Origin of the sequence: Cellulomonas phragmiteti (assembly GCF_016862775.1) — a bacterium.
GTDB classification, from domain to species: Bacteria; Actinomycetota; Actinomycetes; order Actinomycetales; family Cellulomonadaceae; genus Cellulomonas; species Cellulomonas phragmiteti.
Window position 1 is genome coordinate 179,022 of the sequence record NZ_BONP01000005.1, and the last position, 25,356, is coordinate 204,377.

A 25,356-nucleotide genomic window follows, 5' to 3' on the forward strand; every position below is an offset into this window, starting at 1 on the left:
CCGGCGACCGGCGCCGCGGCGGACCGGAGGTCCCCCGTGCCCATGTCCCTGACCCGTCCCGTGGCCCACGAGCCCTATCCCCTGCTGCCCCCCGTCCCCGCGTTCACCCTCACGAGCACCGACTGGGTGCACGGCGGGCGCATCCCCGACGCGCACACCCACACCGACGACGGTCGGGACGTCTCCCCGCAGCTGTCCTGGTCCGGGTTCCCCGAGGGGACCGCCGGGTTCGCCGTCAACGTCTTCGACCCCGACGCCCCGGGCGTCGCCGGCTGGTGGCACTGGACCGTGCTCGGCCTGGGTGCCGACGTCACGTCGCTGGACCGTGACGCGGGACGTCCCGACGGCTCCGGGCTGCCCCCGGGTGCGTTCCACCTGCGCGGCGACGACGGCGTCGCCGGCTACGTCGGCTGCGCTCCCCCGCCCGGCGACCAGGTGCACCGGTACTACGTCGCGGTGCACGCCCTCGACACCGCCGACCTGGGCCTGACACCCGACACCCCGCCGGGGGCCGCGAGCTGCGTCCTGGTGTTCCACACGATCGCGCGCGCCGTGCTCATGGGGACGTACCAGCGCTGAGCGGCGCGGTGGACGCCCGGGTAACCTGCCGCGCATGACCACCACCCTCGGGACGCTGACCTGGGAGCGGGCCGTCGACCGCCCCGACCTGCTGGCCACCAGCACGCACGCGGCGATCAGCGGGTGGGCGGTCGTCGAGCCCGCCGTCGCCGACGCCGTCCTCGTCGCTGCCATCGACCCGGACCTCGCCGACACGGCCGCCATGTCCGACGCCTACGACCTGCCGCTGTCGGTGTCGGTCAACTGCGTGCTCGTCGCCGGCAAGCGCGAGGGTGTCGAGCGCACGGCCGCGTGCCTCGTGCGCGCGACGACCCGTGCTGACGTCAACAACGCCGTCAAGCGCCTGCTCGACGTGCGCAAGGCGTCGTTCCTGCCGATGGACCGCGCGGTGCAGGAGTCGGGCATGGAGTACGGCGGCATCACGCCGCTCGGGCTGCCGACGGACTACCGGGTGCTTGCCGACGCGGGCGTCGCGCAGGGCGACGTGGACGGGCTGGTCGTCATCGGCAGCGGCGTCCGCCGCTCCAAGATCGCACTGCCCGGGTCCTTGCTGGTCCGTGCGCCGGGCGTCGAGGTGGTCGACGGGCTCGCGATCGGCTGACGGTGCGCGCGCCGTCCGCCGAGGCGAACGGGTGACTCCGGGACGTCGAGCGCCCGTGCCCGGGTGCCGTCGCGGGACACTGACGGGGTGCTGAGCGCCGACGAGATCCTGCGGGCACGGCTCCCGGTCACGTCGTTCCGCGAGGGCTACGACCAGACCGAGGTCGACGCGTTCCTCGACCGCGCCGTGCGCACGCTCCGCGACCGCGCGACCCGGCCGCTCGACGCGCACGACGTGACCGCACAGGAGGTCGACCGTCTGGTGCTGCGGACGCGCCGACTCGTCACGGGATACGACATGGCGGCGGTCGACGCGCTGCTGAGCAGGCTGCGCGACACGCTCGACGCCCCGCCACCGCCCCCCAGGACCACCGGGGCGGCCCTCGCGAACGAGCCGACCGGACGCCGCCGCGGTCCGGCGCGCCGCGTCCCGCTCCATCAGCTGATCGCGTTCCTGGTGGTCGGCCTGCCGCCGCAGCGACCACCGCGTGCCGTCACCCCGCGCCGGGCCCGACGGGTCCGCGCCCGCTGGGTGCAGGTCACCGACTCCGGCATCAGCTGGGCGCCGCCGCTGCGCACGGGCGGGCACCTCGACGCCGCCGACGTGGGCGAGATCGTGGAGCTCGTCCTGACTTACCCGCGATCCGGGGGCACGACCTACTACCTCGTGGTGGACCGCGAGGGCGCCGTGCGGCTGCGCGTGCACGAGTGGTGGCACAAGCCCGTCCGCCGCATGTGGGAGCCGCTGCGGCACCGGGTGCGCGTCACCGCCGGCGACCTCCTGCACGACCGGGCCAAGGACGCGCGCCGGACCTGGCCGGAGGCGTTCAGCTGGGCGCACGCCTACCCGTACCTGACGCTGACCGCGGTGGCCGCCGTCTACATGGGCGTGGTCGTGCCGGTGCTCACCGCCCTCGGCCACGCGTGAGCGGGGCGGGCAGGCGCGCGCCGCAGCCGTGCGAACGGAGCGCCGCGGCGGGCCACGTGGGCGGGATCGCTCAGAAGAAGACGACCGCCGATGCCGTGAAGACGGCGACGAACCCACCGGCCAGGACGGTCCGGACGCCGGGGCTCGCCTGGTCGACGCGCTCCTTCAGACGCCGGTACATCCACATGTCGAGCTCACCCAGAGGCATGCTGAGCAGCACGGACGCGACGATCGACAGGACGAACACCCGGACGACGCCCACGCCGGGGAGCGTCGCGTAGAGGGTGCGGATCACCGGCAGGTGGCACAGGTACAGCATGTAGCTGTAGTTGCCGAGCCGGTTCCCGAGCCGTCCCGCGGGGGTGTCCCCGAAGACCGGGCGCCAGCCGTCGTACCTGGCGAGCGACAGCACGAGCAGTGCGCTGCCGAACCCCAGGCCCCAGCGGCCTGCGGTCACACCCTGCGACGAGCCGGAGAGCCACAGCGCCGTCCCGACGATGGCCGCGACGACCGGGTGAGGGGGCCGGTGCAGCACGAGCGGCAGGAGCATACCGAAGGCGAAGGCCGTCGTGACGGCGACGAACGGCAGGTCGTGCGCCGGGAAGACGTTGACCGAGGGGTCGTCGGGCCACAGCACGTTGTGCACGAGGATCAGGCCGAGCCAGCCGATCAGCACGGACGCGGCGCTCCGGACGCGTCCCAGGGCGATCAGGACCGCGACGAAGACGTAGAACGCGATCTCGAACACCAAGGTCCACTCGACGCCGAGGGGGTAGGTCGCGCCGCCGTACGGCAGCAGCGACAGCGCGTAGACGTCGACGGGGACCGTGATCGGCGACCAGGTCGCCGCGACGAGCACGAGCGCCACGACGACGAAGAACGGCGGGTAGATCCGCACCAGGCGGTGCAGGAGGAACTGCGGTGCCGGGTACCGGTGCATCGACGAGGACATGAGGTAGCCCGACAGCGCGAAGAACAGCGACACGCCCACCGCGCCGAGCCACCCGGGCACGTACTGCAGCGCCCAGGAGCTGTCCCGCTGGAGCGACTGGTAGACGGCCGCGTGGTAGAAGACGACGGCCAGTGCCGCGACGAACCGCAACCACTGCAGGCTGTGGACCCGCTGGGTCCTCCCCACGTCCACGGCAGGGGCGACGACCACCACTGTCCTGCCCTCCGTCCGTCCTGCGCCCGCCACCCGGGCACGACTCCGAGCGGATGCTATGGCCGGTCGAACCGCCGGGTCTGAGACCTAGGTCGGGCAGCGGTCCTCGGCCCCGGCACGGCCGACGCCCACGTCGCACCGCCGGACCTGCGCGCGGACGTGGGCAGGTCCGACCGCACCCTGGGGTGGGAGCGGCTCGACGGCGGGTGAGACCTCAGACCACCCGCGTCGCGTAGAACGCCACGGCAGCAGCGGCGGCCACGTTCAGCGAGTCGACTCCCCCGGCCATCGGTATGCGGACGACGCGCCGCACACGCTCGAGGGTGCTCGCCGGCAGCCCGTGACCCTCCGAGCCGAAGACCAGCGCGAGGTGCTCGTGCTGCTCCTCGACGAGCTCGTCGAGCGTGATCGCGTCGTCGCTGAGCGCCATCGCCGCGGTGGTGAAGCCGAGCTCGTGGAGGGTGTCCATCTCGCCCGGCCAGTCGGCGATACGGGTCCACGGGACCTGGAACACCGTGCCCATGGACACTCTGACCGCGCGCCGGTAGAGCGGGTCCGCGGACGTCGGCGTGACGAGCACGGCCTGCACACCCAGCGCCGCAGCACTGCGGAAGGCGGCACCCAGGTTGGTGTGGTCGACCATCCCGTCGAAGATCGCGACCCGCCGTGCACCGGCACCCCCGCGCGCCGGCGCCAGCACGTCCGCGACCGTCGGCAGGTCGGGCCGGTGCATCGCCGCGAGCGCACCCCGGTGCACGTGGAAGCCGGTGATGGCCTCCAGCACGGGCTCGTCGGCGACGTACACCGGCACGGCGTCGTCACCGGGGACGTCCGCGAGCATCGCCTCGAGATCGGGCAGCCAGCGCGGCGCGAGCAGCACGGACCGCGGCCGGTGCCCGGCGCGCAGCGCACGGCCCAGGACGGTCGAGCTCTCCGCGATGTACAGGCCGTTGGCTGGCTCGACGCGCGTGCGCAGCGCGACGTCGGTGAGGGCGACGTAGTCGCTCAGGCGCGGGTCGTCGCGGTCGGTGACGGGCTGCACGTCGGCACGGGACACGGACCCATCCTCCCAGGTCGCAGGCCCGCGGGCCTGACCTACGCGCGGGCGTCGCGCCGGACGGCCCGGCCCCCGAGCAGCGCGACGACACCCCCGGCGACAGCCACCACCGGCACGAGCAGGAACGCGCTGTGCGTGCCGAAGGCGTCCGAGAGCGCCCCGAGCAGGAACGGCGCGACGCCGATGGCGAGGGCCCCCGCGAGGGTCGCGTGCGCCTGCGCCCGGTCCCCGCGCCCCGGGGACGCGGCGAGCAGCAGGGCGACCGACAGCGGGTACTGGGCGCCGTAGCCGAACCCTGCGACGACCAGCCCCGCGAGCGCGACCCCCGGGTCCGTCGCGGTCCACAGCACGGCCCACCCGACGACGGCGATGCCGAAGGACGCCGCCAGCAGGTGCGCGGCCTGCACCCGCAACGACAACGGCCCGACGACGAACCGCATGGCCGACATGCCGGCGACGAGCCCGGCGGTGGTGGCGGTCGCGATGCCCGCACCCGCGCCGGTCTGGCCGCGCACGAGGTCCGTGGCCCAGTAGGTGGTGGCGTTCTCCAGCGCGATGGCCGCGACGATCGTCGCGAGGAACAGCGGCGCGGCGCGCAGCAGCCGGTGCCGTGACACCGCGGCGACCGGGGCCGCCGTCGCGGGTCCCGTCGCGGCGGCGGACGACGTCACGTCGTCGCTCGTGACCGGGTCGTGCGTCGACCGGCCGCGCAGCGCCGGCAGCCCTCGCGATGCGGGCAGCCGGGCGATGACCACCGCGGCGACGAGTGCGAGCAGGACCGTCACCGCGACCCCCGGTCGCCACCCCCAGCCGAGCGTGACGCACGCGCCGACGGCGAGCGGCCCGACGAGCCCGATGGACGAGCCGACGCCGTTGGCCTCGGTGATCGCCGCGGAGGCCGCCCGCCCCGCGTGCTGCGCGAGCCCGACCTGGGTGGCGGCGATGAGCACGTTGCCGCCGGCCGCGGTGACGAACATGCCCGTGAGCGTCCACGGCAGCGTGGGGCCGAGCAGGAGCCCGACGACCCCGACGGCGACCACCGACGCCGCGGCGACGATCGCGCCGCGCCGCCCGAGGCCCCGCACCGCGCGCGGCGTCAGCGGTGCCGCGACCAGCCCTCCGACGGCCATCGCGGTGCCGTGCAGGCCGGCCTGGGCCGCGGTGATGCCGAGCTCGTCGGCCAGCAGCGGCACGGACGGGTTGAAGCTGTACAGGAGCCAGCCCCACACGGCGAACGGCGTGTAGAGGCCGACGGTCAGGCGGTCGCGCACGAGACGCGGCCGGGCGACGGTGCCGTGCGCGGGGTCCATGGGACGAGCATCGTCCACCGCGGAGCCCGGCTCGACGTCCGACACCGGTGACGTGCGTCGCACCGGACCCCGGGCGGCGTCCTGCCCGGGGTCCGGAGCGGTGCTCACGCGACGGTGACGGTGGCCTCGTCCTCGTCGTCGCCGACGACGACCTCGCCCACCGCGCCGCCCGCGGTGACCGCGTAGCGGCCGGGCAGGCCGCTGAGGCGCAGGCGCCCCTCGTCGTCGGTCGTCGCTGCCGTCGGCGAGAGCCACCACTGCCCACGGATCAGGCCGCGCAGCGCGTCGTACGACGGCTTGGGCGTGCCGTCCGCGTGGACCAGGCCACCCGGGGCGTTGAGCCACATGCCGTGGTCCGACAGCCCCCAGTAGGTGATGACCTGCACGCGCGGGTCGGCCACCAGCGTGGTGTACAGCTCGACGGCGTCCTGCGCCTGCCGCTCGAGCCCCTCGGGGGTGCTGGGCCAGTGCTCGACCTGGTGGTCGTTGAGGTCGTCGAGGTGCTTCGGCATGTGCTCGCCGGACATGAGGGTGATCTCGGTGAAGTGCAGCGGCAGCCCGAAGCGGCCGAACCGCTCGAGGACGTCGAGCGTCTTCTCCTGGCCCCACGTGCCCTGGTGCATGTGGCTCTGCAGGCCGAGGGCGTCGATGCGGATCCCCGCGGCCAGGCACTCCTCGATGAGGTGCTCGTAGTCGGCCGACATGTCGAAGTCGTTGAGCAGGAGCGTCGCGGCCGGGTTGGCGGCCCGTGCCTCCTCGAACGCCAGGCGCACCATGCCGACACGGCCCACCGTCTTCGCGATGCGCGTGACGGCGTTGTCGTCCTTGGTGAACACCGGCATGATCACGACCTCGTTGATCGCGTCCCAGGTGTCGACGAGCCCGGCGAACTCGCCGGCGTCCCGCCGGACGCGGGCACGCAGCAGCCGCTCGACCTCGTCGTCCGGCTTCGGCACCAGCCACTGCGGGGCGACGGTGTGCCAGACCAGGGGGTGTCCCTTGACGCGGGCGCCGCGGTCGACGAAGTGCTCGGCGGCCGCCCGCAGCGCAGCGGTGCGCGGCTCACCCTCGCGGGGCTCGAAGGTGCCCCAGTAGAACGGCAGCGTCGCGGTGTCGAACAGGTCGAACCACAGCGCGTCGAGGCGGTCGTGCAGGGCGTCCTCGTCCGCGGTGAACGGCTGCCCGGCGAGCCGGCGTGCCGCACGGTGCACCTCGTCGAACCCGATGCAGCCGAACCCGAGGCCGTGCTGCGTCTGCTCCACCGTGACGGCGACCCCCGCCAGGGGGTTCCCGTCGCGGTCCACCACCTGCACGGAGCGGCCGCGGGTGCGGTGCCCGACGTGGGGGTCGGCGACGGCGGGGCTCACGACGGCGGACGGGCTGGGCTGGGCGGTCATACGGCTCCTCGGGACGTGGGTCGGCAGGCGGGGCGCCACACCCGCAGGCCGGCGTCCTCGCTCCTGTGCTCAGGCTCTCATCCTCAGCCCGGGATGCCGAGCACCCACGTCGCGAGCGTCGTGACGGTCAGGGTCACGAGCAGCACCGACGCGGCGCTCAGCGGCGCGCCCGCTCGGATCATGTCCGGCACGCGGACGTACCCGGAGGCGTACGCGATCGCGTTCGGCGGGGTGGCCACCGGCATCATGAACGTGCAGCTCGCCGCGAGAGCGACCGGCAGGGCCAGCAGCACCGGCCCGTAGCCCAGGGCGTCGCCGACGGTGCTCATGATCGGGAGCAGCGTCGCAGCGGTCGCCGTGTTGGACATGAACTCGGTCATCGCGACGGCCAGCACGCACACGGCGGCGACCACCAGGACCGTCGGCATGCCCTCGAGGCCCCGCGCGCGCTCACCGATCCACACCGACAACCCCGACGAGGTGATCTGGGACGCCAGCGCCAGGCCCCCGCCGAAGAGCAGCAGGATCCCCCACGGCAGCTCGCCCGTGTCCGACCAGTCCAGCAGGCGGCCCCCGCACGGTGCGCCCGACGGCAGCAGGAACAGCAGCAGGGCGACCGTCACGGCCACCACCTCGTCGGTCACCGGCGTCCCGCGCCACACGAGCGGCAGCGCGATCCAGGAGACGGCCGCGAGCGCGAACACGGCGACGACGCGGCGCTGCGGGGGGCCCATGGGCCCGAGCCGGTCGAGCTCGGCGCGGACCACGGAGTCGTCGTCGCACAGCGGTGCGGGGTCGAACCGGAACACCAGACGGGTGAGCACGAGCCACGCCAGCAGCAGGAACACGACCGACAGCGGCAGCCCCAGGGCCATCCACTGCCCGAACCCGATCTCGATCCCGTAGGTCCCCGAGAGGTGGCCGACGAGCAGCGCGTTGGGTGGGCTGGCGATGATCGTGCCGAAGGACCCGATGGTCGCCGCGTACGCGATGCCGAGCATGAGGGCGGCCGAGAGCCGGCCGTCGACGCCCCCGCGCTCGCGTCCCAGCAGCGCGAGCACCGAGATGCCGATCGGCAGCATCATCACGGCCGTCGCCGTGTTGGACACCCACATGCTCAGCAGCGCCGTGGCGACCATCATCCCGAGCACGAGCCGCCGTGGGGCGGTCCCCACGAGGCGGACGACGCCCAGCGCGATGCGCAGGTGCACGTCCCAGCGCTGCAGCGCGATGGCGAGCACGAAGCCGCCGAGGAACAGGAAGATCACCTTGTTGGCGTACGGCGCGGCGACGTCCGCGACGGGCGCGACGCCGCTGACCGGCAGCACGACGAGCGGCAGCAGCGCCGTCACCGGCAGGGGCAGCGCCTCGGTCATCCACCACACGCCCATGAGGACGAGCGTCGCGGCGGTCAGCGCGCCCGCGGTCGCCGGTGCGCCGGCGGCCTCCGGAGGCATGTCGGGCACCCACCAGGCCACCAGCGCGGCCAGGACGGGACCGAGCACCAGGCCGACCGTGGGCCGGCTCGGCAGGCGGCGCTCGGCACGCGGGACGCCGCTCCCCCGTCCTCGGCGAGCACGTGGGTGCGTGGGCGCGGGTGCAGCGGCGGTGCTGATGGGTCGACCCCCTCGTCGCGTGGGCGGGCGTGTCGTCCCCCTCGACGCTAGGTCCCGGCGCCGTCGCGCACCTGGGACCTTCGGTCGCCACCGCGACGGCGACGCGCGGTGCCGTGCCGACCGGACCGCGGGGTCAGTCGACCGGGTCCGCCGCTGCGGCGAACTGGCTCTCGTACAGCCGCGCGTAGGCACCGCCGGCCGCGACGAGCCCGTCGTGGGTGCCCTTCTCGACGATCTGCCCGTGCTCCATGACGAGGATGACGTCCGCGTCGCGGATCGTCGACAGCCGGTGGGCGATGACGAAGGACGTGCGTCCGGCACGCAGCGCGTTCATCGCGTGCTGCACGAGCACCTCCGTGCGCGTGTCCACGGACGACGTCGCCTCGTCGAGGATGAGGATCGCCGGGTCGGCGAGGAACGCGCGCGCGATGGTGAGCAGCTGCTTCTCACCCGCGGACACCGCGGCACCCTCGTCGTCGAGCACCGTGTCGTAGCCGTCGGGCAGGGTCCGCACGAAGCGGTCGACGTGGGTCGCGACCGCCGCCTCGACGATCTGCTCGTGCGTCGCGTCGTCGACGCCGTACGCGATGTTCTCGGCGATCGTCCCCTGGTACAGCCACGTGTCCTGCAGCACCATGCCCATCTGGGACCGCAGCGCGTCACGGGTGAGGGCGCGCGTGTCGACACCGTCGAGGGTGATGCGCCCGGCGTCGACCTCGTAGAAGCGCATGAGGAGGTTGACGAGGGTGGTCTTGCCCGCGCCGGTGGGCCCGACGATCGCCACCGTCTGCCCCGGCTCGGCGACGACCGACAGGTGGTCGATGAGCGGCGTCTGCGGCTCGTAGCGGAACGAGACGTCCTCGAAGGCGACGAGGCCGCGCACCCGCGCCGGCAGCACGGCCGGCTCGGCGGGGTCCGGGGACTGCTCGGCCACGTCCAGCAGCTCGAAGACGCGCTCGGCCGACGCGACACCCGACTGCAGGAGGTTCGCCATCGACGCGATCTGCGTGATCGGCTGCGTGAACTGGCGCGAGTACTGGATGAACGCCTGCACGTCACCGAGCGTCATCGTGCCGGACGCGACCCGCAGCCCGCCGACGACGGCGACCACCAGGTAGTTGAGGTTGGCGACGAAGCCGAGGGCCGGCTGGATGATCCCCGAGATGAACTGCGCCTTGAAGGCCGAGTCGAACAGCCGCTCGTTGCGCTCCGCGAACGTCGCCGCGGCCTCCTCCTGCCGGCCGAAGACCGTGACGAGCGCGTGCCCGGTGAACATCTCCTCGATGTGCGCGTTGAGCTTGCCGGTCCACGCCCACTGCTCGACGAACTGCGGCTGCGAGCGCTTGGCGATGGCCGCCGCGATGACGACCGACAGCGGCACGGTGACGAGGGCGACGAGAGCCAGCAGCGGCGAGATCCAGAACATCATCGCCAGGACGCCGACGACGGTCAGCACCGACGTGACCAGCTGCGACAGCGTCTGCTGCACGGTCTGGGCGACGTTGTCGATGTCGTTGGTGACGCGCGAGAGGAGCTCGCCACGCGGCTGCTGGTCGAAGTACGACAGCGGGACGCGCCCCAGCTTCTCCTCGACCTGCGACCGCATGCGCCGGACCGTGTTCTGCACCGCGCGCGCGGTCAGGCGGCCCTGCAGCCACCCGAGCACGAACGCCGCGACGTAGACGACGAGCACGACGAGCAGGATCGAGCCGAGCCGCGGGAAGTCGACACCGGACCCGACGGTGAGGTCCGCCATGCCCCCGACCAGGTCGGCGAGCTGGTCCTGACCGGCCGCGCGCAGCGCGTCGACGGCCTGCGCCTGCGTCGCGCCCGCGGGCGCGACCTGGTCGAGCTGACGCGACACGACGCCCTCGAACAGGACGTCGGTGGCGGTGCCGAGCAGCTTGGGGCCGGCGACCGCCGCCGCGACGGACAGCGCGCCGAGCACCAGGACGGCGACGAGCCGGGCGCGCTCGGGGCGCAGCACGGTGAGCAGCCGACGCAGGGACCCGCGGAAGTCCATCGACTTCTGCCCGGGCATGCCCAGTCCCATGCCCATCGGGCCGCCGCGGGGCGTCCCCGGAGGCGGCCCCGGTCGGGCCTCCCTGGTCGTGGCGCTCACGCCGCCTCCTGCGCGCTCAGCTGCGAGTACACGATCTCCTGGTACGTCGGGTTCGTCGCCAGGAGCTCGTCGTGGGTGCCGTCGCCCACGACGCGTCCCTCGTCGAGGACGAGGATGCGGTCGGCGTGCCGGATGGTCGCCACGCGCTGGGCGACCACGAGCACGGTGGCCGTGCGCGTCTCGGGGACCAGGGCGGCGCGCAGGGCGGCGTCGGTGGCGTAGTCGAGGGCCGAGAACGAGTCGTCGAACAGGTAGATGCTGGGACGTCGCACGAGGGCCCGCGCGATCGCGAGCCGCTGGCGCTGCCCCCCGGACAGGTTGGTCCCGCCCTGGGCCACCGGCGCGTCCAGCTGCTCGGTCAGCGCATCGACGAAGTCACGTGCCTGTGCCACCTCGAGCGCGTGCCACAGCTCGTCGTCGGTCGCGTCCGGCTTGCCGAACTGCAGGTTGCTGCGCACGGTCCCGGTGAACAGGTAGGGCCGCTGCGGCACGAGTCCGATCCTGCCCCCGAGCGCCGCCGGGTCGACGTCGCGGACGTCCACGCCGTCGATGAGGACCCTCCCGCCCGTGACGTCGTACAGGCGCGGGACGAGGTGCAGCAGGGTCGTCTTGCCGGAACCGGTCGAGCCGATCACCGCGGTCGTGCGCCCGGGCTCGGCGACGAACGACACGTCCCGCAGCACCGGCTGCTCGGCACCCGGGTACCGGAACTCGACGTCCCGCAGCTCGAGCAGGCCCGGTCGCGCGTCGGGGCCCGTCGGGAACGCGACCGGCCGCTCCGGCGGCACGACCGTCGTCGAGGTGTCCAGCACCTCACCGATCCGGTCCGCCGACACCATCGCCCGGGGCACCATCACGACCATCATCGAGCTCATCATCACGGCCATGAGGACGAACATGATGTAGCTGAGGAACGCGATGAGCGAGCCGATCTGCATCTCGCCGGCGTCGACCCTGGCCGCACCGAACCAGACCACCGACACGCTCGAGACGTTCATGACGAGCATGACCACGGGGAACAGCAGCGCCATGAGGAGGCCGGCGCGCAGGGACGCCGTGTACAGGTGGTCGTTGGCGACCTCGAACCGCACCTGCTCCTGCCGCTCCCGCACGAACGCGCGGATCACGCGCACGCCGGCCAGCTGCTCGCGCATGACCCGGTTGATGGCGTCGATGCGCTGCTGCATCTGCCGGAACCACGGCACCATGCGCGAGACGATCAGCCCGATCAGCACCGCCAGGACGGGCACGATGACGAGCAGCAGGCCGGACAGCGGGACGTCCTCACGCAAGGACATCACCACGCCACCGACGAGCATGAGCGGCGCCATGACGAGGAACACGAAGGTCATGAACACGACCATCTGCACCTGCTGGACGTCGTTCGTCGTCCGGGTGATCAGCGTCGGCGCCCCGAACCTGCCCATCTCCTGCTGGGAGTAGGACTGCACCTGGGCGAAGAGCCGCGCCCGCACGTCCCGCCCGAACGCCATCGCGGCACGCGCACCGAACCACACGGCGGCCACCGACGCCGCGACCTGGACCAGGCTGACGGCCAGCATGACGCCACCGAGCCGCCAGATCGTCGCGGTGTCACCCTGCGCGACCCCGTCGTCGATGATCTCGGCGTTGAGGCTGGGCAGCCACAGCGTCGCGAGCACCTGCACGAGCTGCAGCACCAGCACGGCGGCGACCGCCGCGCGGTAGGGGCGCAGGTGCTCCCGGAGCAGACGCACGAGCATCGATCAGAGCCCTTCGGTCGGGGCTGCCGGCGGACGGGCACGGCCGGCTCTCGGACGAGCCCGGGAGCAGGTACACGATGCCGCGCCGACCGCCCCGGTGCACCACGATTCCGCGCAGGGCGGACAGCACGACGCCGGCACCCCGCGGACGGGGTGCCGGCGTCGTGGACGCGAGGCGTCAGGGGGACGGCTGCACCGGCGGACGCGGCTCGTCCGTCGGCGGGACGTCCTGCACCGGCTCGGGCCGCGGGGCCGCCGGGGACCCGAACACCGGCTGCTGCGGAGACGCCGGTCCGGTTCCCGGCCGCTGCCCCCGCTCGGCCGACGGGTCGAACGGCACACCGGACAGCGTGCCGGCGCTGGTGGCGTCCGCCGTCGCGGCCGCGGACTCGCGACGCGCCTCGGCCAGTGCCTCGCTGGGGTCGGTCAGCGACACGGGGGGCAGCTCGCCCTCCGCGATCGGGGAGCTCCCGGCGGGTCGGGTCGGGTAGTCCCCACCCTCGCCGTCGCCCTGGAAGCCCTTCGAGAGCCAGCCCAGCGCGCCGCTGAGCTCGGCCGGGAGGAACCACATCTTGTTCGACGGGCTCGACGCGATCTTGGGCAGCGTCTGCAGGTACTGGTACGCGAGCAGCTTCGGGTCCGCGTCGCCACGGTGGACGGCGTCGAACACCTGCAGGATCGCGCGCGCCTCACCCTCGGCCCGCAGGATCGCCGACTGGGCCTCACCCTCGGCCCGCAGGATCGCCGACTGCTTCTCACCCTCGGCGGTGAGGATCGCCGACTGCTTGACGCCCTCGGCCGTGAGGATCGCGGCACGACGGTCACGCTCGGCGCGCATCTGCTGCTCCATCGAGCCCTGCACGGAGGCCGGCGGGTCGATGGCCTTGAGCTCGACGCGGTTGACGCGGATGCCCCACTTGCCGGTCGCCTCGTCGAGCACGCCGCGCAGCTGGCCGTTGATCTGGTCACGGCTGGTGAGCGTCTGCTCCAGGTCCATCGACCCGATGACGTTACGCAGCGTGGTCACGGTGAGCTGCTCGATGCCCGTGATGTAGTTCGCGATCTCGTACACGGCGTCCTTGGGAGACGTCACCTGGAAGTAGATGACCGTGTCGATGCTCACGACGAGGTTGTCGGAGGTGATCACCGGCTGGGGCGGGAACGAGACGACCTGCTCGCGCAGGTCGACGCTCGCACGCACACGGTCCACGAACGGGATCAGCAGGTGCAGGCCGGCGTCCAGGGTCTTGTTGTACCGTCCGAGCCGCTCGACGATGATCGCCACCGCCTGCGGCACGATCCGCACCGCGCGCACGAGGGCGACGACGACGAAGATCAGGACGAGGACGAGGACGAGGATCAGCGCGATCTGGCCGGCACCGGGGCCGTCGTTCATGGGACCTCCGCAGGTTCTGCCGCCCGTACCGGGGCGGCGGCGGTGACCCGGGACCCCGGGTCGGTGTTCTCGGTCGGCGCCGTCAGGCGGGCGCGACGCCGGGTGCTGCGGTGTCGCCCGTGGCGGTGGCCGCCGCCGGGCTGACGACCGCGGTGGCACCGTCGATCTTCGTCACCGTGACCGCGGTACCCGGTGGCAGAGCACCACCGTCCGCGGTCCGTGCCGTCCACACCTCGCCGACCAGCTTGACCCTGCCGGTCGTGCCGTCGACCGTGGACACGACGACGGCGGGGCGTCCGACGAGCGCCGCGGCGTTCGTCTCCGGCAGGTCGACACGTCCCTTGAGGTGGCGCAGCAGCCACGGGCGCAGCGTCACGAGCAGGATCGTGGAGGTCAGCGCGGCCACGACGATCTGCACGGCCAGGGGCGCACCGAGCGCGTACGCCAGCGCACCGGCCAGCGCGCCGCCGGCGAACATCACGAGCACGAGGTCGAGCGACAGCATCTCGAGGATCCCGAGCGTCAGCGCTCCCCCGACCCACCAGAGCCATCCCATGCTCGCCACCTCCGCTGGTCGCCGTCGTCCGTGGACCGATCCTATGTGATCGCTTTGCGATCCCGTGGCCGGTACGTCACGGTACAGCCAGGATCAGGCCGGGGCGCGTCCGGTGGCGTGCGCCGACCAGCGCCCGTCGACGTGCTCGAGGCTCAGCGGGACGTCGAAGGCCCCGGACAGGTTCTGCGCCGTCAGCGTCTGCTCGATCGGGCCGGCCGCGAACACCCGCCCGGCCCGCAGCAGCAGCAGGTGGGTGAAGCCCGGCGGGATCTCCTCGACGTGGTGGGTCACCAGCACCAGCGCCGGTGAGCGGCGGTCGCGTGCGAGCTCGGCGAGCGCCCCGACGAGCTCCTCGCGCCCGCCCAGGTCCAGGCCGGCGGCCGGCTCGTCGAGCAGCAGCAGCTCCGGGTCGCTCATGAGCGAGCGCGCGATCTGTACCCGCTTGCGCTCCCCCTCGGACAGGGTGCCGAACCACCGCTCGGCGAGGTGCGCCACACCGAAGGCCGCGAGCAGGTCGGTGGCCCGGGACTCGTCCACCGTCTCGTAGGACTCCCGCCAGCGGCCGGTCATGCCGTAGGCGGCGGTCAGCACGACGTCGCGCACGGTCTCGCCCGACGGGATGCGGTCCGCGAGCGCTGCGCTGGCCAGACCGATCCGCGGTCTCAGCTCGAAGACGTCGGTCGCTCCCAGACGGGCACCGAGCAGCGTGGCGGACCCGGCCGTGGGGTGCATGCGTCCGGAGGCGACCTGCAGCAGGGTCGTCTTGCCGGCGCCGTTGCGTCCCAGCACCACCCAGCGTTCGCCCTCCTCGACCCGCCACGACAGGGCCTCGAGGATCGTCGTCGCCCCCCGGCGGATCGTCACGTCCTGCAGGTCGAGCACGTCGGTCATGTCCACAGACCCTAACCGTCCGCGGCGCCCCGCCGTGCCGTCCGGCGCCCACCGGCTCGATCTCACAGCCAGGACGCGGCACGGGTCCCGCGCGGTGTCACAGCTCGATCGTCAGCATGGTCGAGGAGTGCGCGACCTCGTAGCCCAGCGCGGCGTACATCCCGTGCGCGCCGGACGGGTTGTCGGTGTCGACCTCGAGCTCGGCGTAGTGCATGCCGTCCGCCGCGTAGGCCTGCATGACGGTGGCCAGCAGTGCGACGGCGACGCGCCGGCCGCGCCACTCGCGGCGCACGCCGAGCAGCTCGGTGTACCCCGAGGGGTACCCGGCGGCCGGCCAGTCCTGCTCGTAGCGTCCGGACACGGCGTACCCGACGACGTGGTCGGCGCCGTCGAGCGCCACGAACGACCACGTGGGTGCGAACATCGCCCGCGCCGCCCGCCACTGCTCGGGCGTCCGGGGCTCGGAGCCCCAGTGGTCGGCGAAGACCTCGTTGTGCGCGAGGCGCACCTGGTCGTCCAGCTCCGCCGACCACGGGACGACGCGCAGCCCGGCGATCTGCGGCACCTCGGGCAGGGGCACGTCGAGCGGTCGGCGCATGTGGGTGTAGTACCGGATCGGCGTGAAGCCGGCGGCCCGGTACACCTGCGCGACACCGGGGGCCGCGTCGTCGGTGAAGGTCGCGATCCGGGCGGGCAGCTCCTTGCCGGACGCCGCGAGCAGCTGCCGCGCCCGCGCCTGCGACCAGGCGACCAGCGCGGTCCCGACGCCCCGGCCGCGCCACTGCGGGTCGACGGTGCCCTCGACGAACGCCCGGACCACGCGCTCGTCGCCGGGTGCCGTGTCGGCCTGGGCCCACGCCCGCAGGGTCCCGTCGGCGTCGAACCCCGCGAGCGTGTCGAGCCGCAGGTCCCGCCACTCGCTCGTGAGCTCCTCGGACACCTCGGCGTCGGACGACCGGTACGGCAGCCCGTCGGCCTCCTGGGACCGCACCTTGAGCGCGGCGATCGCCGCCGCGTCGTCGAGGCTCGCGGCGCGCCACGTCAGGCCGAGGTCGGCCCCGGGCAGCGGGACGTGCGAGGGCGGCGCGGCGCGGACGGCCAGGGGTGCAGGCGTGTCGGTCATGGCACCAGGGTGGCGTGGGCCCGGGTGCGCGGTCCACCGGTATCCGGCGGGTGCCGCACGGCCGTGTGCCTGGTCAGGCGTCGATGCGCGAGGAGTCCAGCGCGTGCGCGTTGGCGACGATGAAGTCCTTGCGCGGCGCGACGTCCGAACCCATCAGCAGCTCGAACACCTTCTCGACGTGCGCGGCGGCCGCCTCGGCCTCGCCGATCCGGACGCGACGCAGGGTGCGGTGCCGCGGGTCCATCGTCGTCTCGGCCAGCTGGTCGGCGTCCATCTCGCCCAGGCCCTTGTACCGCTGGATGTCGTCCTTGTAGCGCTTGCCGGCGCGGTCGAGCTTCTTCAGCGTCGCGGCCAGCTCCGCCTCGGAGTAGGTGTAGATGTACTCGTTCTTGCGCGAGCCGGCGCCGATGACCTCGACGCGGTGCAGCGGCGGGACCGCGGCGTACACCCGCCCGTCCTCGACGAGCGGACGCATGTACCGGAAGAAGAGCGTGAGCAGCAGCGTCCGGATGTGCGCACCGTCGACGTCGGCGTCGGTCATCAGGACGATCTTGCCGTAGCGGGCGGCCTCCAGGTCGAACGTGCGTCCCGAGCCCGCACCGACGACCTGGATGATCGCCGCGCACTCGGCGTTCTTCAGCATGTCGCCGACCGACGCCTTCTGGACGTTGAGGATCTTGCCGCGGATGGGCAGCAGCGCCTGGAAGTCCGAGCTGCGGGCGAGCTTCGCCGTCCCGAGCGCGCTGTCGCCCTCGACGATGAACAGCTCGCTGCGCGCGACGTCGTCGATGCGGCAGTCCGCGAGCTTGGCCGGCAGCGAGGAGGACTCGAGCGCGTTCTTGCGGCGCGAGATCTCCTTCTGCTTGCGGGCGGAGACACGGGCGCGCATCTCCCCCACGACCTTGTCGAGCAGCAGCGCCGAGTGGGCCTTGTGCTCCCGCTTGGAGGACGCGAAGACGGCCGTGAGCTCCTGCTCGACGACGCGGGCGACGATGCCGCGCACGGGCCCCGTGCCGAGCACCTCCTTGGTCTGCCCCTCGAACTGCGGCTCGGCCAGGCGGACGGTGACCACCGCCGTGAGGCCGGCGAGCACGTCCTCCTTCTCGACGCGCTCGGACGACGAGTCCTTGGCCGAGATCTTGAGGCGCCGGGCGTTGGCGGCCACCTGGGCGCGCACGGTCTTGAGGAGCGCGGCCTCGAAGCCCGCGAGGTGGGTCCCGCCCTTGGGCGTGGAGATGATGTTGACGAAGCTGCGGACCTCCGTCGCGTACCCGGTGCCCCAGCGGACCGCGACGTCGACGTCGCAGGTGCGGGACACCTCCTGCGGCGTCATGTGGCCACGGTCGTCGAGCACCGGGACCGTCTCGGTGAACGTGCCCTGCCCGGTGAGGGTCCAGGTGTCGGTCACGGGCGCGTCGGGGGCGAGGTGGTCGACGAAGTCGACGACGCCACCGGTGTGCAGGAACGTCTCCTCGTGCGGGCCGTGCTCGCCGGGCGTCCCCGCCACCCCGCGCTCGTCGCGCAACGTGATGGCCAGCCCGGGCACGAGGAAGCTGGTCTGCCGCGCGCGGGTGACGAGCTCGTCGTAGGAGAACACCGCGCTGGCGGGGAAGATCTGGCGGTCGGCCCAGTACCGGACGCGGGTACCGGTCACACCCCTGGCGACCTTGCCGACGACGGCGAGCTCCGAGCCCTGGACGAACGGCTCGAACGGCGCGTCAGGGCTCACCCCGGCCCGGTCGTCGAAGACCCCCGGCTCGCCGCGGTGGAACGTCATGCGGTGGGTGCGCCCGCCGCGGTCGACCTCGACGTCCAGGCGCGCGGACAGTGCGTTGACCACGGACGCGCCGACGCCGTGCAGGCCCCCGGACGCGGCGTAGGAGCCGCCACCGAACTTGCCGCCCGCGTGCAGCTTGGTGAGCACCACCTCGACGCCCGTCAGACCGGTCTTGGGCTCGACGTCGACCGGGATGCCACGGCCGTTGTCGCGGACCTCCACCGAGGAGTCCGCGTGCAGGATGATCTCGATGCGGTCCCCGTGCCCGCCGAGCGCCTCGTCGACCGAGTTGTCGATGATCTCCCACAGGCAGTGCATGAGTCCGCGGCTGTCGGTCGTGCCGATGTACATGCCGGGGCGCTTGCGCACGGCCTCGAGCCCCTCGAGCACCGACAGGTGCCGCGCGGTGTAGCCGGACTGGGCGGAGGTCGTCGTCACGGCGCCGATGGTAGCCGGGAGCACCCGCACGACCCGCTTCGCCATGCCGCCCGGGTGTCCACATGCCGGACGGCGTGTGTCGGCCCCGTGACACGGGTGCCCGCGAGGTTGCGTCGGGATCACGAACGCGTGACACCGCGTCACGATCTTGTACGCAGAGAGCGAACCACCCCCTCCCGATGGGATGGATCCGGGAACCGGATGGTTGTATGGAGATGTGACAGGGACGACGATGGAATCCAGGACCCCGCTGACGGCTGCCGACCGCTGCGACCGCTGCAACGCCCAGGCCTATGTCCGCGTCGTGCTCCAGGTCGGCGAGCTGCTGTTCTGCGCGCACCACGCACGCGAGCACGCACCCAAGTTCGCCACGGTCGCGACGCACGTGCAGGACGAGACGGACCGGCTGCTCGCCGAGCACGGCGCGGGCCCGGGAGCAGCCGTCTGACGGCTCTGCGCACCACGAGCCACGAGGGCCCCGGACCGTCAGGTCCGGGGCCCTCGTCGTCCGCGCCAGGACGGCGGTGCGCTCCGCCGTGCCCGGAGCGACGAGAGCCCGGCCCCTCGGGGGGGGCCGGGCTCTCGTGCACGTGCGGTGGGCGCCTCAGTCCAGGTAGTCCCGCAGCACCTGGGAGCGCGACGGGTGACGCAGCTTCGACATCGTCTTGGACTCGATCTGCCGGATGCGCTCGCGCGTCACGCCGTAGACCTTGCCGATCTCGTCGAGCGTCTTCGGCTGGCCGTCGGTCAGGCCGAACCGCATGGAGACCACGCCGGCCTCCCGCTCCGACAGCGTGTCGAGCACCTGGTGCAGCTGCTCCTGCAGGAGCGTGAAGCTCACGGCGTCCGCCGGGACGACGGCCTCGGAGTCCTCGATGAGGTCCCCGAACTCGCTGTCGCCGTCCTCGCCCAGCGGGGTGTGCAGCGAGATCGGCTCACGACCGTACTTCTGGACCTCGACGACCTTCTCCGGGGTCATGTCGAGCTCCTTGGCCAGCTCCTCCGGGGTGGGCTCGCGGCCCAGGTCCTGGAGCATCTGGCGCTGCACGCGGGCGAGCTTGTTGATGACCTCGACCATGTGCACCGGGATGCGGATGGTGCGGGCCTGGTCGGCCATCGCGCGGGTGATCGCCTGACGGATCCACCAGGTGGCGTACGTGGAGAACTTGTAGCCCTTGGTGTAGTCGAACTTCTCGACGGCGCGGATCAGACCGAGGTTGCCCTCCTGGATGAGGTCCAGGAAGAGCATGCCGCGGCCCGTGTACCGCTTGGCGAGGGACACGACGAGCCGCAGGTTCGCCTCGAGCAGGTGGTTCTTGGCGCGACGCCCGTCCTGGGCGATCCACTCGAGCTCGCGCCGCAGCTTCGGCTCCAGCGTGTCGCGGATCTCCGCGAGCTTCTCGTCGGCGAACAGGCCGGCCTCGATGCGCTTGGCGAGCTCGACCTCCTGCTCGGCGTTCAGCAGCGCGACCTTGCCGATCTGCTTGAGGTAGTCCTTGACCGGGTCCGCGGTGGCCCCGGCGGTGACGACCTGCTGGGCGGGCGCGTCGTCGTCGTCGGCGTCGGAGTAGACGAAGCCCGTGTCCTCGGGCTCGTCCTCCTTCTTGGCGACCGCAGGCTTGGCCTCGGTCTCCTCGGCGTCGTCCTCGGTCTCCTCCGCCTCCACCTCGACGGTGTCGGCGACCTCGACCTCCTCGAGGTCGGCCACGTCGACGTCGACCTCGACCTCGGCGTCGTCGCTCGACTCGTCCGCGACCTTCGACGCCTTCGCGGGCGCAGCCTTGGCCCCCGCGGCGGGCTTCGCCGTCGCGGGCCTGGTGGCAGCACGGGCCGGCTTGGGAGCGGCGCCGTCGGCGACCGTCGCCTTGGCGGCGGGACGCGACTTGGCGCTCGTCGCGGCGACCGCCCGTCCGGCGGAGCCGAGGTCGTTCACCTCGACGCCGGCCGTGCCGAGACCACGGACGACGGCGCGCAGGCGCTTCGGGCCCTCGACGCCGGCTGCCTCGCAGGCGGCGCGCACCGAGGCGGTGTCGACGCTGCCATGGGTCCGCCCGAGCATGACCAGCTCCTGCAGCGCAGGGTGCTGGAACTCACGCGGGAGCGCGGGGTGGGGGGTCTGGGACGTCACGAACGACCTTTCGTCAGCGCGGCAACCGGAACCGTGGAGTGTCCGAAGGACCGGGAGACAGACAGATATTGTACCGACCCGCAGGGGCGTGCCGCGCGTGCAGGGTCGCGCGTCGCCGATCGCCCGGAGCCGTGCTCGGGGTCCGGCCTGCCACAACACCGCGGGCGGGCCCGGGATTCCCGTCCCCGCCCGCCCCTTCGCTGCCGGTGCCGTGTCAGCCCGCGGGCTTCACCGTCAGGACGGGGCACGGTGCGTCGAACAGCACGCGCTGGGCGTTCGAGCCGAGGATCAGCTTGCCGACGGGGCTGCGTCGGCGCAGGCCGAGGACGACCAGCTGGGCACCGACCTCCTCGGCCGTGCTGATCAGGTCGTCGGCGACGTCGCCGCCGTCGAGCAGCCGCACGTCGTGCTCGACCCCCTGGGCGTCCAGCTCGTCACGGACCCGTCCGAGCGCCTGCTCGACCTCCGCACGACGCTCCGGCGTCTCGTCGTGGCGCACGCTGAGCACCACCACGACGGCGACGGATCGCCGGCGCGCCTCCTCGACCGCGGCATCGAGTGCCGCGTGCCCCTCGGGGGTCGCCAGGTAGCCGACCACGATTCCCATCGTCGTTCCTCCTCCTGGCCCCGCCGGCCTCGTGCGCGACGCTACCCGAGCGCGGGACCTGCGACGACCTCGGCGGTCGCCACGGAGCGTGCGGCAGGCCCGTCATCCGGTCCGCCGCACCCAGCCCGGGGCCAGCCCCGCGTCGAGCGCGCTGCGCATCAGGTGCCCCAGCCGGTAGGACGGGTCGTCGACCAGGGCCCGGTCCAGCAGCACCGCGGCGCGGGCCCCGTCCCCCTGCCACCACGCCAACGTGGCGAGCAGCGTCGACGCCGGCGCCTGGGCCCCCCGCCGACCGTGGGACACGACGTCCTCGAGCGCCGTGCGCACGGCGTGCAGGGAATCGTCGGGCGGCTCGCCCACCGTCGGGTCCACCAGCCGTCCGATCGCGGCACCGACCTCGGCGTCCTCCGCCGGCCCGGCCTCGGCGAGCGCCCGCTCCGGAAGGGACCCGGCGCCGGGAAGGGTCGCCACGAGGACCGCGTCACGCACACGCCGGTCCGCCAGACCGGCCTCGACACGGCCCAGCAGCGCGATGCGGGTGAGGTTCCCGCCCACGCCGCCCCCGGTGCCGTCGGCGGCCGCGACGAGCGCACGCCACGCCGCCAGGGACTCGGCACGCCACCGGGTGAGCGCCCGGGGCCCGGACGCGACCGCCCGCGCGCGGGCCTCGGTCCGACGACGACGCACCCGGGCGACCGCCCGCCGCGCCGCCGTCGGTGCGCCACCCACCCGGGCGAGCGCCGCCCGCTCGGGTGCGACGACCGACCCGGCGAGGACCATCTCCGCACCGGTCCGCGTCGACTGCAGGTCGCTCGACGGACGCCCGCCGGGCGGGCAGCAGGAGGGGTCGCACGCCAGGCAGCGGTAGGACGTGTCCCCCACCACCAGGACGTCGGCACCGCCGAACGGCACGTCGAACGCCTCGGCGGCATGCGCGGCGGCCGCGCCCACCAGGGCGTCGTCGACGTCGGCGGCCACGCCGGTGTAGAGCACGAGCACCGTGCGTCGTGCGCCGTCACGGTCGAGGTGCGCGGCCAGGGACCGGGCGACCTGCGGGCCGTGCTCGGGGTCGGCGAGGTCCTGGAGGTCGACGCGGGCGACCAGCCCCACCCGCCCCCGCGGCCCGCGCAGGCTCACGGCCACGGCGCTGTCCCGCGGCTGGAAGCCGAGGAGGTGGGGCACGAGAGCGAGCAGCTCGCGCGGCTCACCGAGGCGGAGGAGGAGAGGTTCCATGGGCACACCTCACCGCCGGCCGCGCGCGCCGTGGGCCGACCACGCCGGACCTGTGGGTCGCGGCGCCAGGAGCGGGACCTGTGGTCGGCTCGGACGCCACCCCGCGCCGCGTCACGCCGCTACCCTGACGCGGTGCACCGCGCGACGACACTCGCCCTGGCCGGAGCCGTCCTGCTCGGAGCCGGTCTCACCACCGGGTGCACCCCGGCCCGGCAGCCGGTGGCCACAGCCTCGGCCGCGCCCGCGACGACGGCGGCCCCCACGCCGGGCGAGGAGCTGCTCACCGACGACATCGCGGGCGACACCGCGGTCGGCGCGCTCGCCCCGGGCTTCCCCGAGCTCCTGGTCCCCGTCCCACCGGACGCCGAGGTCCTCGTGTCCTCGGCGGAGCCCCTCGGCGACGGCAGGCTCCGCATCAGCCTCAACGTCCGGACGACCCAGGACACCGAGGGTCTGCTCGAGGCCGTGCGCGCGCCGCTGGCCGCCGCGGGCTTCGCCGAGTCGGCGCCGCCGGCCCCCGAGCCGGGCCTCGCCGCACAGACGACGTTCTCCCGCGCCGAGGGGACGGAGCTCCTCGTCGTGGGCGTGCTCGACCGTGACGGGCGCAGGACGATGACGCTCGGTGGGACGGTGGTCGCCCCCGCGCCCTAGGGTGGGCGGGTGCCCACCGCCAACGCTGCACTCGTCGATCGTGAGAACCTGCGCGCCGGGGTGGACGCGGCCCTCGCCCGGCACGTGGCGACGCTGCGTGGGACGGCCCGGGCGATCAGCCCCGACGCCGCGCCCCTGGCCGACGCGGTCGAGCGCATGCTCGCCGGCGGCAAGCGGCTGCGTGCGGCCTTCTGCTACTGGTCGTGGCGCGCCCACGGGGGCACCCCCGGGGACGAGCGTGAGCAGGCCGTCCTGCGTGCCGGTGCCGCGCTGGAGCTCTTCCAGGCGGCCGCGCTCTTCCACGACGACGTCATGGACGACTCGAGCACCCGCCGGGGACGCCCGACCGCGCACCGCGTCTTCGCCGACGAGCACCAGGCCGAGGGGCGTCGGGGTGAGCCGCGTCGGTTCGGTGACGGGGTGGCGATCCTGCTCGGGGACCTGGCGCTCGTCGCGAGCGACGACGAGATGTCGCACGCGCTCGCCGGGCTGCCGCCGTCCGTCGCACGATCCGCACGTGCCGTGTTCGAGGTCATGCGGACCGAGGTGACGATCGGGCAGTACCTCGACCTGGTCGCGCAGACCATGCCGTGGGGGGACGCCGTCGACGACGAGCGCCGCGCCCGGGACGTGGTGCGCTCCAAGTCCGCGCGCTACAGCGTCGAGCACCCCCTCGTGCTCGGCGCCGCCCTCGCCGGTGCCGACGACGAGGCGGTCGCGGGGTGCCGCGCCGTCGGCCTGCCGCTCGGCGAGGCGTTCCAGCTGCGCGACGACCTGCTCGGCGTCCTCGGGGACCCGTCGACGACCGGCAAGCCGACGGGTGACGACCTGCGCGAGGGCAAGCGCACCGTGCTGGTGGCGCGGGCGCTGGCTCGTGCGACGGCGACGGGCGACCAGGCCACGGTCGACGCCCTCACCCGCGGCGTCGGCGACCCCCACCTGGGGCCCGAGGGCGTCGCGACGCTCACGGGGCTGCTCGTGCGCACGGGAGCGGTCGCCGAGGTGGAGCAGCTCATCGAGGAGCTCTGCACCGAGGCGTTCGCCCAGATCGAGGCGCGCGACTGGCCGGAGCCCGCCCGCAGCACCCTCGTCGCCCTCGCGCACGCGGCGGTCGAACGCACCGCCTGACGCCGCCCGGCCGAGCCGGCGGGGCGACGTCCCCTACAGCAGCGCCTGCGCGACGCGTCGGACCTCGGTCTTGCGACCGGCCCGCAGCGCCTCGATCGGCGGCACGCCCAGCGACTCCTCGACGGAGAAGAGCCACGCGATCGTCTCCTCGTCGGAGAAGCCGTCGTCCCCCAGCACCGTCAGGGTCCCCTGCAGCGAGGCCAGCACCGCCCACGGCCGGTCCTCCGAGGGCGCGTCGGGAGCCGCCGGGTTGGCGAGGTGGCCGGGCACGAGGCAGTCAGCGGGCACGCTGAGCACCGGCGGGCTCCCCCGCCGCACGCCGACGAGACGCCGCTCCTGCAGCAGGCGGCGCACCTTGCCGGCGTCCACGCCGAGCATCTGCGCCACGTCCGGGACGGTCAGCCAGCTGCCGACCAGATGGTCCAGTTCCGAGGTCGAACTCACCCGGTCAGCCTACGGGTCCGCGGCGTGTCGCCCGTCAAGCGGCTCCCGGGGTTTCCGTCCTGGACATTCTCGTCTAGCGTCGAAGTTCGTCACACCTGTCACATCAGCACCACGTGTCACGGCGGGACGCCCGACCACCCGCTCACCACTGCTCGACCACCGCCTGGGGGGGCCATGTCCGCACTCACTCCGCGCCAGCGCACCGTGACGCGCGCCGCGACCGGGACGGGTGCCACGCTCGCACTCGCGACCGTCGCGCTCGCCGCGACCGGGACCGCCGGCCACGCCGCCGACTACACGGTGCGCGAGGGCGACACCCTCACGTCGATCGCCAAGCGCACCGGCACGACCGTCGCGAGGATCGCGAGCGACAACGCGCTCGCCGACCCGTCGCGGGTCCGCACCGGCCAGGTGCTGCGACTGCCCGACGCCGCGCCCGCAGCGGCCCCCGCCCCGACCGGCGGGGCG

The 25,356-nt window shown here is 73.7% G+C and carries 23 protein-coding genes; 7 read left to right on the forward strand and 16 right to left on the reverse strand.

The annotated features are described in order from the left end of the window. Positions 1–42 precede the first annotated feature (42 nt). The 3 genes from Cph01nite_RS06490 to Cph01nite_RS06500 all read left to right on the forward strand — a co-directional run bounded on the left by Cph01nite_RS06490 (position 43) and on the right by Cph01nite_RS06500 (position 2,107). Positions 43–579 (forward strand): YbhB/YbcL family Raf kinase inhibitor-like protein, encoded by a 537-nt coding sequence (locus Cph01nite_RS06490; protein WP_203672508.1) that lies wholly within the window; start codon positions 43–45, stop codon positions 577–579. 34 nt (positions 580–613) lie between these two features. After that, positions 614–1,180, forward strand: a complete 567-nt coding sequence (locus Cph01nite_RS06495; protein WP_203672434.1) for a YbaK/EbsC family protein — start codon at positions 614–616, stop codon at positions 1,178–1,180. Positions 1,181–1,267: 87 nt separating this feature from the next. Then, a complete protein-coding gene (locus tag Cph01nite_RS06500) occupies positions 1,268–2,107 on the forward strand; it encodes a DivIVA domain-containing protein (RefSeq protein ID WP_203672435.1) in 840 nt (279 codons plus the stop codon). 70 nt (positions 2,108–2,177) lie between these two features. On the opposite strand, the gene Cph01nite_RS06505 is transcribed toward Cph01nite_RS06500, so the two are convergent. From Cph01nite_RS06505 to Cph01nite_RS06560, 12 genes are all read right to left on the reverse strand, one after another. Continuing rightward, entirely contained in the window at positions 2,178–3,269 is a 1,092-nt protein-coding gene (locus Cph01nite_RS06505) for an acyltransferase family protein (RefSeq protein ID WP_203672436.1), read from the reverse strand. A 217-nt stretch (positions 3,270–3,486) separates the two neighbouring features. Beyond that, complete coding sequence (locus tag Cph01nite_RS06510) at positions 3,487–4,329, reverse strand: TrmH family RNA methyltransferase (RefSeq protein ID WP_203672437.1); 843 nt, start codon at positions 4,327–4,329, stop codon at positions 3,487–3,489. Positions 4,330–4,367: 38 nt separating this feature from the next. Beyond that, positions 4,368–5,639, reverse strand: a complete 1,272-nt coding sequence (locus Cph01nite_RS06515; RefSeq protein WP_203672439.1) for an MFS transporter — start codon at positions 5,637–5,639, stop codon at positions 4,368–4,370. A gap of 104 nt (positions 5,640–5,743) precedes the next feature. Beyond that, positions 5,744–7,036: an endo-1,4-beta-xylanase gene (locus tag Cph01nite_RS06520; protein ID WP_203672441.1), complete on the reverse strand. Its 1,293-nt coding sequence runs from the start codon at positions 7,034–7,036 to the stop codon at positions 5,744–5,746. 83 nt (positions 7,037–7,119) lie between these two features. Continuing rightward, the gene (locus tag Cph01nite_RS06525) at positions 7,120–8,541 is read right to left on the reverse strand and encodes an SLC13 family permease (protein ID WP_203672447.1); all 1,422 of its coding nucleotides are present in this window, start codon (positions 8,539–8,541) and stop codon (positions 7,120–7,122) included. Positions 8,542–8,785: 244 nt separating this feature from the next. Beyond that, positions 8,786–10,774, reverse strand: a complete 1,989-nt coding sequence (locus tag Cph01nite_RS06530; protein WP_373307546.1) for an ABC transporter ATP-binding protein — start codon at positions 10,772–10,774, stop codon at positions 8,786–8,788. Further along, on the reverse strand, positions 10,771–12,516 hold the full coding sequence (locus tag Cph01nite_RS06535; RefSeq protein WP_203672449.1) for an ABC transporter ATP-binding protein: 1,746 nt from the start codon (positions 12,514–12,516) through the stop codon (positions 10,771–10,773). Before Cph01nite_RS06535 ends, Cph01nite_RS06530 begins: the two co-directional genes overlap by 4 nt. 178 nt (positions 12,517–12,694) lie before the next feature. Then, complete coding sequence (locus Cph01nite_RS06540) at positions 12,695–13,912, reverse strand: SPFH domain-containing protein (protein WP_239069079.1); 1,218 nt, start codon at positions 13,910–13,912, stop codon at positions 12,695–12,697. 82 nt (positions 13,913–13,994) lie between these two features. After that, positions 13,995–14,468, reverse strand: coding sequence for an NfeD family protein (locus tag Cph01nite_RS06545; protein ID WP_203672451.1), 474 nt, complete (start codon positions 14,466–14,468; stop codon positions 13,995–13,997). 93 nt (positions 14,469–14,561) lie between these two features. Next, the gene (locus Cph01nite_RS06550; protein ID WP_203672453.1) at positions 14,562–15,359 is read right to left on the reverse strand and encodes an ABC transporter ATP-binding protein; all 798 of its coding nucleotides are present in this window, start codon (positions 15,357–15,359) and stop codon (positions 14,562–14,564) included. A 97-nt stretch (positions 15,360–15,456) separates the two neighbouring features. Next, positions 15,457–16,482, reverse strand: coding sequence for a GNAT family N-acetyltransferase (locus tag Cph01nite_RS06555; protein WP_203672455.1), 1,026 nt, complete (start codon positions 16,480–16,482; stop codon positions 15,457–15,459). 73 nt (positions 16,483–16,555) lie between these two features. Further along, positions 16,556–18,697 carry a DNA gyrase/topoisomerase IV subunit B gene (locus tag Cph01nite_RS06560; RefSeq protein WP_203672457.1) on the reverse strand — a complete coding sequence of 714 codons (2,142 nt, stop codon included), beginning with the start codon at positions 18,695–18,697 and terminating at the stop codon, positions 16,556–16,558. 232 nt (positions 18,698–18,929) lie between these two features. Here Cph01nite_RS06560 and Cph01nite_RS06565 point away from each other — a divergent pair, with 232 nt between their 5' ends. Further along, positions 18,930–19,145: a DUF7455 domain-containing protein gene (locus Cph01nite_RS06565; RefSeq protein ID WP_203672459.1), complete on the forward strand. Its 216-nt coding sequence runs from the start codon at positions 18,930–18,932 to the stop codon at positions 19,143–19,145. A 156-nt stretch (positions 19,146–19,301) separates the two neighbouring features. On the opposite strand, the gene Cph01nite_RS06570 is transcribed toward Cph01nite_RS06565, so the two are convergent. The 3 genes from Cph01nite_RS06570 to Cph01nite_RS06580 form a co-directional block, all read right to left on the reverse strand. After that, positions 19,302–20,825, reverse strand: a complete 1,524-nt coding sequence (locus Cph01nite_RS06570) for an RNA polymerase sigma factor (RefSeq protein ID WP_239069080.1) — start codon at positions 20,823–20,825, stop codon at positions 19,302–19,304. Between the two features lie 214 nt (positions 20,826–21,039). Then, positions 21,040–21,432: a universal stress protein gene (locus Cph01nite_RS06575; RefSeq protein ID WP_203672461.1), complete on the reverse strand. Its 393-nt coding sequence runs from the start codon at positions 21,430–21,432 to the stop codon at positions 21,040–21,042. Positions 21,433–21,534: 102 nt separating this feature from the next. Beyond that, entirely contained in the window at positions 21,535–22,665 is a 1,131-nt protein-coding gene (locus Cph01nite_RS06580; RefSeq protein ID WP_203672463.1) for a DUF4192 domain-containing protein, read from the reverse strand. Positions 22,666–22,797: 132 nt separating this feature from the next. Here Cph01nite_RS06580 and Cph01nite_RS06585 point away from each other — a divergent pair, with 132 nt between their 5' ends. Further along, positions 22,798–23,316, forward strand: coding sequence for a hypothetical protein (locus Cph01nite_RS06585; RefSeq protein ID WP_203672465.1), 519 nt, complete (start codon positions 22,798–22,800; stop codon positions 23,314–23,316). Positions 23,317–23,325: 9 nt separating this feature from the next. Further along, the gene (locus Cph01nite_RS06590) at positions 23,326–24,444 is read left to right on the forward strand and encodes a polyprenyl synthetase family protein (RefSeq protein ID WP_203672467.1); all 1,119 of its coding nucleotides are present in this window, start codon (positions 23,326–23,328) and stop codon (positions 24,442–24,444) included. 33 nt (positions 24,445–24,477) lie between these two features. Here the strand turns inward: Cph01nite_RS06590 and Cph01nite_RS06595 are convergent, their stop codons facing one another. Further along, positions 24,478–24,888, reverse strand: coding sequence for an Rv2175c family DNA-binding protein (locus Cph01nite_RS06595; RefSeq protein WP_239069081.1), 411 nt, complete (start codon positions 24,886–24,888; stop codon positions 24,478–24,480). A gap of 174 nt (positions 24,889–25,062) precedes the next feature. Here Cph01nite_RS06595 and Cph01nite_RS06600 point away from each other — a divergent pair. Continuing rightward, the coding region (locus Cph01nite_RS06600) for a LysM peptidoglycan-binding domain-containing protein (protein ID WP_203672469.1) at positions 25,063–25,356 on the forward strand (294 nt) is incomplete at its 3' end.

Coding starts and splice junctions, on each gene's coding strand:
- Cph01nite_RS06490 (WP_203672508.1), top strand. CDS start 43: ATGTCCCTGACCCGTCCCGTGGCCCACGAGCCCTATCCCCTGCTGCCC.
- Cph01nite_RS06495 (WP_203672434.1), top strand. CDS start 614: ATGACCACCACCCTCGGGACGCTGACCTGGGAGCGGGCCGTCGACCGC.
- Cph01nite_RS06515 (WP_203672439.1), bottom strand. CDS start 5,639: ATGGACCCCGCGCACGGCACCGTCGCCCGGCCGCGTCTCGTGCGCGAC.
- Cph01nite_RS06520 (WP_203672441.1), bottom strand. CDS start 7,036: ATGACCGCCCAGCCCAGCCCGTCCGCCGTCGTGAGCCCCGCCGTCGCC.
- Cph01nite_RS06535 (WP_203672449.1), bottom strand. CDS start 12,516: ATGCTCGTGCGTCTGCTCCGGGAGCACCTGCGCCCCTACCGCGCGGCG.
- Cph01nite_RS06540 (WP_239069079.1), bottom strand. CDS start 13,912: ATGAACGACGGCCCCGGTGCCGGCCAGATCGCGCTGATCCTCGTCCTC.
- Cph01nite_RS06545 (WP_203672451.1), bottom strand. CDS start 14,468: ATGGGATGGCTCTGGTGGGTCGGGGGAGCGCTGACGCTCGGGATCCTC.
- Cph01nite_RS06550 (WP_203672453.1), bottom strand. CDS start 15,359: ATGACCGACGTGCTCGACCTGCAGGACGTGACGATCCGCCGGGGGGCG.
- Cph01nite_RS06555 (WP_203672455.1), bottom strand. CDS start 16,482: ATGACCGACACGCCTGCACCCCTGGCCGTCCGCGCCGCGCCGCCCTCG.
- Cph01nite_RS06565 (WP_203672459.1), top strand. CDS start 18,930: ATGGAATCCAGGACCCCGCTGACGGCTGCCGACCGCTGCGACCGCTGC.
- Cph01nite_RS06575 (WP_203672461.1), bottom strand. CDS start 21,432: ATGGGAATCGTGGTCGGCTACCTGGCGACCCCCGAGGGGCACGCGGCA.
- Cph01nite_RS06580 (WP_203672463.1), bottom strand. CDS start 22,665: ATGGAACCTCTCCTCCTCCGCCTCGGTGAGCCGCGCGAGCTGCTCGCT.